Origin of the sequence: Dehalococcoides sp. (assembly GCF_041654235.1) — a bacterium.
Classification (GTDB): Bacteria; Chloroflexota; Dehalococcoidia; order Dehalococcoidales; family Dehalococcoidaceae; genus Dehalococcoides; species Dehalococcoides mccartyi_B.
Genome location: NZ_JBAZDW010000049.1, coordinates 1 through 9,160, shown reverse-complemented (window position 1 = coordinate 9,160; position 9,160 = coordinate 1). Strand labels below are relative to the sequence as shown.

The 9,160-nt window shown below is 47.9% G+C and carries 10 protein-coding genes; all 10 read left to right on the top strand.

Features of this window, described 5'->3' with window-relative positions:
• Positions 1 to 69: 69 nt before the first annotated feature.
• Entirely contained in the window at positions 70 to 327 is a 258-nt protein-coding gene (locus WC259_RS06380) for a hypothetical protein (RefSeq protein ID WP_372643678.1), read from the top strand.
• A gap of 152 nt (positions 328 to 479) precedes the next feature.
• Positions 480 to 680 (top strand): hypothetical protein, encoded by a 201-nt coding sequence (locus WC259_RS06375; RefSeq protein ID WP_372643675.1) that lies wholly within the window; start codon positions 480 to 482, stop codon positions 678 to 680.
• 186 nt (positions 681 to 866) lie between these two features.
• Positions 867 to 1,202, top strand: a complete 336-nt coding sequence (locus WC259_RS06370; protein ID WP_372643672.1) for a hypothetical protein — start codon at positions 867 to 869, stop codon at positions 1,200 to 1,202.
• A gap of 69 nt (positions 1,203 to 1,271) precedes the next feature.
• A complete protein-coding gene (locus WC259_RS06365; protein WP_372643669.1) occupies positions 1,272 to 1,754 on the top strand; it encodes a hypothetical protein in 483 nt (160 codons plus the stop codon).
• Between the two features lie 55 nt (positions 1,755 to 1,809).
• Positions 1,810 to 2,127 carry a hypothetical protein gene (locus tag WC259_RS06360; RefSeq protein WP_372643681.1) on the top strand — a complete coding sequence of 106 codons (318 nt, stop codon included), beginning with the start codon at positions 1,810 to 1,812 and terminating at the stop codon, positions 2,125 to 2,127.
• Between the two features lie 99 nt (positions 2,128 to 2,226).
• On the top strand, positions 2,227 to 2,478 hold the full coding sequence (locus WC259_RS06355; RefSeq protein ID WP_372643667.1) for a hypothetical protein: 252 nt from the start codon (positions 2,227 to 2,229) through the stop codon (positions 2,476 to 2,478).
• 61 nt (positions 2,479 to 2,539) lie between these two features.
• Complete coding sequence (locus WC259_RS06350; RefSeq protein WP_372643665.1) at positions 2,540 to 3,025, top strand: hypothetical protein; 486 nt, start codon at positions 2,540 to 2,542, stop codon at positions 3,023 to 3,025.
• A 131-nt stretch (positions 3,026 to 3,156) separates the two neighbouring features.
• On the top strand, positions 3,157 to 3,363 hold the full coding sequence (locus tag WC259_RS06345) for a helix-turn-helix domain-containing protein (protein ID WP_372643662.1): 207 nt from the start codon (positions 3,157 to 3,159) through the stop codon (positions 3,361 to 3,363).
• Between the two features lie 49 nt (positions 3,364 to 3,412).
• Complete coding sequence (locus WC259_RS06340; protein WP_372643659.1) at positions 3,413 to 6,601, top strand: helicase-related protein; 3,189 nt, start codon at positions 3,413 to 3,415, stop codon at positions 6,599 to 6,601.
• The coding region (locus WC259_RS06335) for an Eco57I restriction-modification methylase domain-containing protein (RefSeq protein ID WP_372643656.1) at positions 6,594 to 9,160 on the top strand (2,567 nt) is incomplete at its 3' end. The genes WC259_RS06340 and WC259_RS06335, both read left to right, overlap by 8 nt.

Here is a 9,160-nt window from a genome sequence, read left to right as displayed (position 1 = left end):
CTTAAGTTGGTAGACAGTAAGTCGCCAATGCTCTTTACCAGTCCCGACTATGAGCTTGTGGTAATGCCGATGTTTGCGGGTGAAAGCCAGACGCCGAAAGGTGAGGCACAGACCGCCGAACCAGTCAAGGTAGAAGCCAGCCAGCCCACCGAGCCAGAAGCCGAGACCGCCGAGGAAAGCGAACCCATCGAGGGTGAGCAATCCGAGGTTGAGGAAGCCGAGAAAGCCAATGCGGTAGCCGAAGCTGAAGCTATTGCCAATACCAAAGCCGAAAAGCCGAAGCATAAGGCGAAACGCAAGGCAAAAGAACCAGTCGCCGTAGCATAAGCCTGAACTGAACGCTTGAACTCAGAAAACAGCCAACGCAGGAAAGCGGGGGAGACCCCGCTTTTTTGCTTTTTTAAGGGGTATTCGTTTCCCCAATGCGTGGGAACGGATACCCTTTTTTTTGGCTAAAAGGGCAAGAAAGGAGGGTCGATATGTCTATACGAAGCGAAGCCCTGAACCGGATTCTCAAGCCGGAACACAGGCAGGCGGGATTCTACCTGGATGATGATGAAGATTTCCTTTACTTGAAGCGTGGGAACAAGGTAGTCGCCACCTGGAACGCCGCTAAAGCTACGGCGGAGATAGCCATAGCTGAAGCGGACAGGCAAATGGCAGAAATCAGGGAGGAATAGATGTTTTACCGGCGCCCGAACCGGCGTAAGTGCTACTGGTTTTGTCGGGACTGTCTTAAAGGGCGCAGTCCGTGCTCTACCATGTGTCCCGATTATTTGTCAGTAGCCAGAGCCGAAAGAATCAAAAAAGAGAAACAGCTTACAGGGGTTACTATGCCTAAGAACTGAAATAAAGGAGGTGAAACTGTGCCTATCAAGTGGAATGCGCTGATGGTCAATGAGGCAATGGATATGGTCGAGGAATACGTCAATCAAGCCATTGAGCCATTGGAACAGGCAAAACTGGTAGCTGTGGAAGCTAGGGAAATTCCGAACCTTCCAGGATATATCGACCAGCACCTGTCCCGTCTCATTGGCGAAATCGAGCGGGTTACCGGCGGGGTATTGTCCTGGAACCAGCAGCCCTATCCGGGGAATGTCCGTGCAGCGATAAGCTCAGTCCGTGAGTCTATCCCAAGTGGAACGGTAGAGGCTGAAAAGCAGAAACTCGATAACGGTAAACAACTCAGCCTGGTGGGATAACGGCACCGGTTATGCAGGGACCGAAGGGGTTACTATGCCCAAAATTCGGAAAGGAAAGGAGTAAAGAACATGGTAACAGGTCAAATGGACTTATTTGGTGGAGTGAAGCTTGCTGAACCGGAGCCGACTACAACGGTGAAACTGGGACGGAAGGCTATCCAGATACCACTCCGTAAGAAACGGCAGGAAGCCATAAAGCGTCTCATAGAGATACTGGAAGAGCTGGAAGGGAAGGACATCTACATTGGCTCTTATGATGCCGGCGGACGGCACTTCTGGCTGGATAACCTGAAACTTACCAGGCTTCAGTTGGAATGGCATCCCAGCAGGCTTAAAAGCGACCAGACCTATATTCCCAGCGTCATCGTACTCTGGGGAAGCAAATCGGCAGCCGTCAGGATATTCACCGACTACCTGGTAACTGTGCGTGAGCAGGACTACCAGGGCTACTGGCACTACCTGCTGGACTTCCGCAACGGCTTCTGGCAAAGCCCGATAGATAACTTCAGGTCACACTATGCCTGCCTGCATATAACCAGGTTCAAGGATTAAAACAAAATCCCAGTTATTGAAGGGGTAACTATGCCCCAAAGAGGAGGTGATACCCATAGATACCATACATGTAATCAACCCGTCTTTCCCTACCGGCCAGATTGTCGTTTCAAGGGGGGGTTACGACCTTGCCTGCCAGAATCCCGGCTTTGCCCGGTTCATCCAGAAGTCTCTCAATCGCCATGTTGAGTGCGATTGGGGAGACGTGGATGACGAAGATAAGCAGACCAATGACCAAGCGCTCAAGCAAGGTACCCGACTGCTGTCGGCCTACAACGATGATCGATTTCCCAAGAACGGGATAGCTACCATCTGGATAATTACCGAGGCTGACCGGAGCGCCACGACGATTCTTTTTCCTGACGAGTATTAGTCATTAACCCTGGTACTTGGCCGCGATGACTAAGTGACCGGGCTACATTCCAACGCTCAAATTCATAGGGCTTACTATGCCCGGAAAGGAGGGATAACTATGCCTAAAGATGTTGTTGTCGAGCAGGAAATAATCGAAGTGGATGGGAATAAGTTCACTGTCACCCGCATACCCACCGCCACATCGGGGAGTTGGTTCGTGGTCCATGATGCCTTTGAGATATGGGCCGCGGTGGCCATAGACGACTTCCCCGGTGACATTGTTGGCTGGCGGAACCCGCCCGACGAGAAGCATCGGTCGGGAATAGAGATGGCTATCAAGCAAGCCTTCGATATTCCGGTTCAATCTTAAACCAACTGACTCAGTATCAAGCGTCACTATGCCTGGAAACAGGAGAAAGGAGGGTGTTATTGTGTCCAAAAACATTGACTTGATGATAGGTAACCTGGTAGGCACCTTGACTGACCCTATCATTGTCTACCCGGGCGGATGGGGAGACGATCTTCCCGAATGGCTGAAAAATGCGATCGTCATGGAACGGCTAATCGAAAACATGAAGGAAACGAAGGGTGAGCAGCCGACCGGCACCGATGCCGAAGCTTGTGCCTACCTTAACACAGCCTCGCTGACTGTGCCGATGAACGGCGATTGGAGCCAAATTTACATCTATGTAGCCGGCAAGACATATAGACGCTGGCAAAAGAGCGAGCTGCCCGAAGACATCCGGGTAGACTCGCTCAACGCCCAGCAAATGGCCGAGCTGGGTCGGCTCAAGGAATGGCTCTACAACCGGCGCACGACGGCAAGGCAAGAAGCCGGGCGGGTGGAGAGGAGGCAACGGAAAGAAGAGGAGGTGTTCAAGAGAGAAGCAGAACAACCAGCACTGTTTGAATTTTAAAACACTCGGTTTCTATTAAGGGACCTGGGTAAAAATCCAGGTCCCTTTTTTTAACTTCAAACTGCAACACTTGACAACAACTATCAATAATTAGTAAATTACACCCATGAGACAACACTCGGAGAAGGACAATGGCTGAGAATAATCCCGGGGCTATCTTAACCGTTGACGAGTTATCTGATTACCTAAAAATCCCTAGATCGACTATTTACAAACTCGTGCGTGAAGGCAAGATCCCATCCCAAAAAATCGGTCGGCATTGGCGTTTCAGAAAAGAAACAATTGACCTTTGGCTGGGTGAAAGAAACAAAGGTGAGGCAGGCATGAAAACGGGGTGAATTGGGGTGGCTGATGGGAGGGGGTAGTATTATGACGGGAGATTAGTGGATGAGCACTGATACCACATTTATCACCAACGAAGGCGAGAACAACCTCCGGGAGCGCTTCAAAGTACTGCTTGGCGGTACAAGATTCTTCGACGTACTCGTTGGTTATTTTTTTACAAGCGGATTCTACACCTTACTCAAGTCTTTGAATGGCACTGAGAAAATCAGAATTCTGATCGGGATTAGTACCGATCGAAACACTCTCGATGTAATTCAGGAAGCTAATTCAAAGATGGACCTTTTTGAATTTTCCCACGCGGAAGCAAAACAGAGACTTGGTGAAACAGTCGCTCGAGAAATGGAGATTTCCGAAGATAATTCTAACGTAGAGGATGGTGCTAACAAACTCGTCGAATGGATTCAGAAAGGCAAAGTTGAAATCAAAGCGTATCCGTCTGGCAACATCCATGCCAAGTTGTACATAATGACTTTCCCAAAGGACGACAAGGACGTCGGTCGAGTAATTACCGGCTCAAGTAATCTCACCCAGGCCGGTCTGGCTGAGAACCTCGAATTCAATGTAGAACTGAAGGACAGGTCAGATTACGAATTCGTCCTGGCTAAGTTCAACGAACTCTGGGCTAGCGCGGTAGACGTTAGTGACAAATACGTCGAGACCATAACGAAACGAACGTGGCTCAGCAAAGTCGACCCGTACGAGTTATATCTAAAGTTCCTCTACGAATATTTCAAGGAGAAAATCAATCTCGATAAACAGAGCATAGAGAAAGCCTATTTGCCGGAAGATTTTCTGAATCTCGAATATCAGTCGGAAGCCGTTAAAGATGCCAAGAGCAAGCTGGAAGAATATGGCGGAGTCTTCATTTCTGATGTCGTTGGTCTGGGTAAGACGTACATCTCAGCAATGCTGGCCAACCAGCTTGACGGACGGAATCTGGTAATTGCACCGCCAGCCCTACTGAATGAAAACGTTCCTGGGTCTTGGCCAAACGTCTTTTTTGATTTTCGCGTGCCTGGCACAAGATTTGTTTCAGTAGGCAAGCTCGATGACCTGGCCAGTGAAGACCTCGGCAACTACAAGAATGTTTTCATAGATGAAGCTCACCGGTTTCGCTCCGAAATGAATATCACCTATGAGAAGCTGGCCCAGATATGCCGCGGGAAGCGTGTTATTCTGGTCAGCGCCACTCCCTTGAACAATTCACCGAGAGACATTCTGAGTCAGATTAAGCTATTCCAGAAAGCCAGAAAGAGCACCATCCCTAATGTGCCCAATCTGGAGGGCTTCTTTAATAGCCTCGAGAAGAAGTTAACCAACCTCGACCGGCAGCAGGACTATCAAGAATATATTGAGACCGTAAAAGATAATTCGGAGCTAATCCGAGAACGGGTATTGAAGTATTTGATGGTACGCCGCACCCGTGCCGAAATCGTTAGGTATTTCGCCAAAGACCTGGAGCGCCAAAAGCTGAAGTTTCCGGAAGTAGCGGACCCTGAAGCCCTCCTTTATCAGCTAAATGCAAATGAAGACAAGGTTTTCACGCGAACTATAGACTTGATTACTCGGCACTTCGAATATGCGCGCTACACCCCTATGTTATTTTACCGAGGCCCCGTTACCCAGGCTGAAGACCTCGCTCAAAAGAACATGAGGAAGTTCATGAAAATTCTTCTGGTCAAAAGGCTTGAAAGCAGTTTCTTTGCTTTCAAAAAGACCGTTGACCGCTTCGTTAAATCCTATGCTGAATTCCTTCGGGAGTTCGATAAAGGCAACGTCTATGTCAGCAAGAAATACTCGACAAAGCTATTTGAGCTATTGGATGATGACGATGACCAGGCTGTGCAGCAATTGCTGGATGAAGACAAGGCCAAGGGCTACAAAGCTATCGACTTCGATCCCAAGTACCGCAATCTGCTTGAAGCCGACCTCAATGTGCTTCTTGAAATATCTCAAATGTGGACTTCTCTCAAACGTGACCCCAAGCTGTTGGAGTTCATAGAACTCCTCAAGGCAAACCAGATTCTCAAGAAGAACAAGCTCATTGTTTTTACTGAATCTCGTGAGACTGCGGAATATATTGCTGAAAACATCGATAAGGGATTCCCGGGACAAGTGCTCACCTATTCGGGGGCATCTGGAGCTCCTATACGCGAACAGGTTACAGCCAATTTTGACGCTCGCTCCAAGCACCCTCGGAATGATTATCGGATTCTAGTAACAACGGAGGTCCTATCCGAAGGTGTCAACCTGCACCGGTCCAATGTTGTTGTTAACTATGACATTCCCTGGAACCCCACCCGTATGATGCAAAGAGTGGGCCGTATCAACCGTGTTGACACCAAGTTCGATAAGATTTACACATTCAACTTCTTCCCCACCACACAGTCAAACGACCAAATAAAGCTCAAAGAAGCCGCCGAGTACAAGATACAGGCTTTTATCGAGATGCTCGGAGCCGATGCCAGGCTACTTACGGATGGTGAAGAAATAAAGTCTCATGACCTGTTCAACCGGCTCACCTCAAAGAAGACAATAACCGGCGAGGATGGCGCCGAGGAAAGTGAACTGAAGTACCTTCAGGTAATTCGCGACATTCGAGATAATGACCCCACTTTGTTTGATCACATCAAAAGGTTGCCGAAGAAGGCCCGTACAGGTCGTCGTGACGAGCACCATGGTAACGCTCTGCTCACCTACTTCCGCAAGGGGAAGCTTCAGAAATTCTACCTCACTCGCAAAGACTCTCCCGGGGAACTTGATTTCATGGCTGCCGCGCAGATTCTGGACACACCGGTGGATACAATTCGTGAGAATATCCCTGCCGAGTATTTCGTTTTATTAGACAAGAATAAACAGGCTTTTAGGGAATCAACAACCGAAGTGGATGTGCCGGAACTTGGTCTCAAAGGAGGGCGGGATAGCGCCAGCTTCGTGCTCAAAGTACTTAAATCGAAGCAAGTGAAACATTGTTTATCTTACACGGAAGATGATGAGATATATGTACAGGAACTGACTTGCTTACTAGAAGAAGGTGCCCTACCGAAGCAGACTACTAAGACGCTCGTTAAAGCGCTAGCAGGGCAAATCGATCCTCTAATAATCTTGGGCATACTCAAGACTAACGTGCCTGCCGCTTTCTTTAAGGATACTATAGCTGAGAGCAGTGCCCAGACTGCGGGACCACGCGAAGTAATATTATCTGAATACTTGGTGGGTAATAATGGATAGAAATACGGCCATCAAAATTGTAAAGGACACCCTTGAGAGTCCCTTTGATAAAGGGCGTTTCATCAAGCTGAGCAAAAATTTATTCAAAAACTTAGATGTATCCGGTAATTTCCTTTGGGCTGGGAACCGCTTACCAAATGCCGGTGCTTTTCAACCCTATATAGATTCTATCGAACGCATCGGGAAGTCCGATGCTCAAAGCAAATCAGAGGATGAAATTGATGTCCTTATTGTTAATCTTAAAAAAGAGACTTCTCTAGAACGGGCTCGCACGAGGCAGAGGAACTTTGTCGCCAGATATTTGGAGGATAAGCAAAGAACGGCTGCTCTAGTGGCTTTTGTCTCTCCAAACCCGGCAAACTGGCGTTTCTCCTTGGTCCGTATGGACTACAATATCGCACAGTTATCAAGCGGTAGGGTCAAAGTGGAGACCGAACTTACCCCTGCACGCCGGTATTCTTTCCTTGTTGGGGAGAATGAGAGCAGCCATACCGCCCAGGTACAATTACTCCCTATCTTGCAAGATGATCAAAGAAAGCCGCTGTTATCCGACTTTGAGAAAGCCTTCAACATTGAAATTGTCACCAGGGAGTTCTTCACTAAGTACCGTGAGCTCTTCCATGATGTCGAAGAAGCCCTGGAAGGTGTGACAAGACAAAATACGAAGGCACGAGAAGATTTCGCAGCGAAGAGTATAGACCCTGTTAATTTCGCCAAGAAGCTCCTGGGCCAAATTGTATTCCTCTATTTCTTGCAGAAGAAGGGATGGTTTGGAGTTGGTCGGGATGCGGACTGGGGAACTGGCCCAAAGGATTTTCTACGGCGCTTATATGAAAAGAAAATCGCTTCCTATGGTAACTTTTTCAATGATCTCCTGGAACCGCTCTTTTACGAAGCCCTAGCCGCAGAGAGAACTGATGACTTCTATAGCCGTTTCAACTGCAAGATTCCGTTCCTCAACGGTGGCTTGTTTGACCCAATCAATAACTACGATTGGGTACATACCGATATCCTCCTTCCCAACAAGCTCTTTTCTAACAATGAGGAAACAAAGGAGGGAGACATTGGCACCGGAATCCTTGATGTCTTTGACCGGTACAACTTCACCGTTAAGGAAGATGAACCTCTGGATAAAGAGGTAGCCGTTGACCCCGAGATGCTGGGTAAAGTATTTGAAAACCTGCTTGAAGTAAAAGACCGCAAATCAAAAGGGACTTACTATACCCCGCGTGAAATCGTCCACTACATGTGTCAGGAGAGTCTCATCAACTATGTGGATACTGCCCTCAATACCGCTGATGTGCCATTAGTGGCAACACCTCCTCCACAAGGAAAGCTATTCGACAAGCCGGGCCCCGAACAGGGCACTCTGAAATCGCCGGGCTACCGGGCGATTGTACCCCGGGAAGACCTAGAAGCCTTTGTTCGTATAGGGGAACTGGCGATTGAGCATGATACCAGGGTTGAGGCTTATGGCAAAGAAACGGAGCGGTATTCTTATAAACTTCCAGAAAGTATCCGCCGGAATGCCAAGCTGATAGATGACCAGCTTGTCCGCATCAGGGTATGCGACCCGGCCATCGGTTCCGGAGCATTCCCAGTTGGCTTAATGACGGAAATCGTCCGTACCAGAAACACTCTTACCACTTACCTACCGGACAAAACGGGGAGAACGAATTACAACTTCAAGCGGCATGCTATTCAGAATTGCTTATACGGTGTGGATATTGACCCCGGCGCTGTTGAGATAGCCAAGCTCCGTCTCTGGCTTTCTTTGGTTGTAGAGGAAGAAGACATCAAACAAATTCAGCCTTTGCCTAACCTGGACTATAAGATAGTCTGCGGTAATTCTTTGTTAGGTGTAGAGAAGAATTTATTCAATGTTGAGTTATTCAATGATCTGGAGAAATTGAAGCCACTCTACTTCAATGAAACGAACGCCAAGAAGAAGCAGGAGTTCCGGAAGCAAATTGACCAGCTAATCAAGAAGCTCACGAATAATAACGAAACCTTTGACTTTGAAGTCTACTTCTCGGAAGTTTTTCATGAGAAGGGCGGGTTTGATGTGGTGATAGCCAATCCGCCGTATATCCAGCTTCAATCTATGCAACAAGAGGCTGATCGTTTAAAAAAGATGCAGTACCAATCCTTTGCACGCATGGGTGATATTTATTGCCTTTTTTTTGAGCGAGGATACGCTCTTCTTGCTGATGGCGGAGTTTTGTCATTCATCACTTCCAATAAATGGATACGCGCTGGTTATGGTGAGGCGATTCGTGACTTCTTCGCCACCAAAACCAATCCACTGCGTTTGATAGATTTTGCAGGGCAAAAAATCTTTGATTCAGCAACAGTGGATGTTAGTATTATGATTTTTGAGAAAGGCATGAACAAAGGCCAAACCGAAGCGTGTGTGGTCAAGGATGATTGCTTGAATAATTTGAGCGTTTACATTGAGCGAAACAGCGCGACCAGCCGGTTTGACTCCAGTGATAATTGGACAATCCTCTCCCCTATTGAGCAAGGCATAAAGAGGAAAATTGAAGCCGCCGGCATTCC

Coding starts and splice junctions, on each gene's coding strand:
- WC259_RS06380 (WP_372643678.1), top strand. CDS start 70: ATGTTTGCGGGTGAAAGCCAGACGCCGAAAGGTGAGGCACAGACCGCC.
- WC259_RS06375 (WP_372643675.1), top strand. CDS start 480: ATGTCTATACGAAGCGAAGCCCTGAACCGGATTCTCAAGCCGGAACAC.
- WC259_RS06365 (WP_372643669.1), top strand. CDS start 1,272: ATGGTAACAGGTCAAATGGACTTATTTGGTGGAGTGAAGCTTGCTGAA.
- WC259_RS06355 (WP_372643667.1), top strand. CDS start 2,227: ATGCCTAAAGATGTTGTTGTCGAGCAGGAAATAATCGAAGTGGATGGG.
- WC259_RS06345 (WP_372643662.1), top strand. CDS start 3,157: ATGGCTGAGAATAATCCCGGGGCTATCTTAACCGTTGACGAGTTATCT.
- WC259_RS06340 (WP_372643659.1), top strand. CDS start 3,413: ATGAGCACTGATACCACATTTATCACCAACGAAGGCGAGAACAACCTC.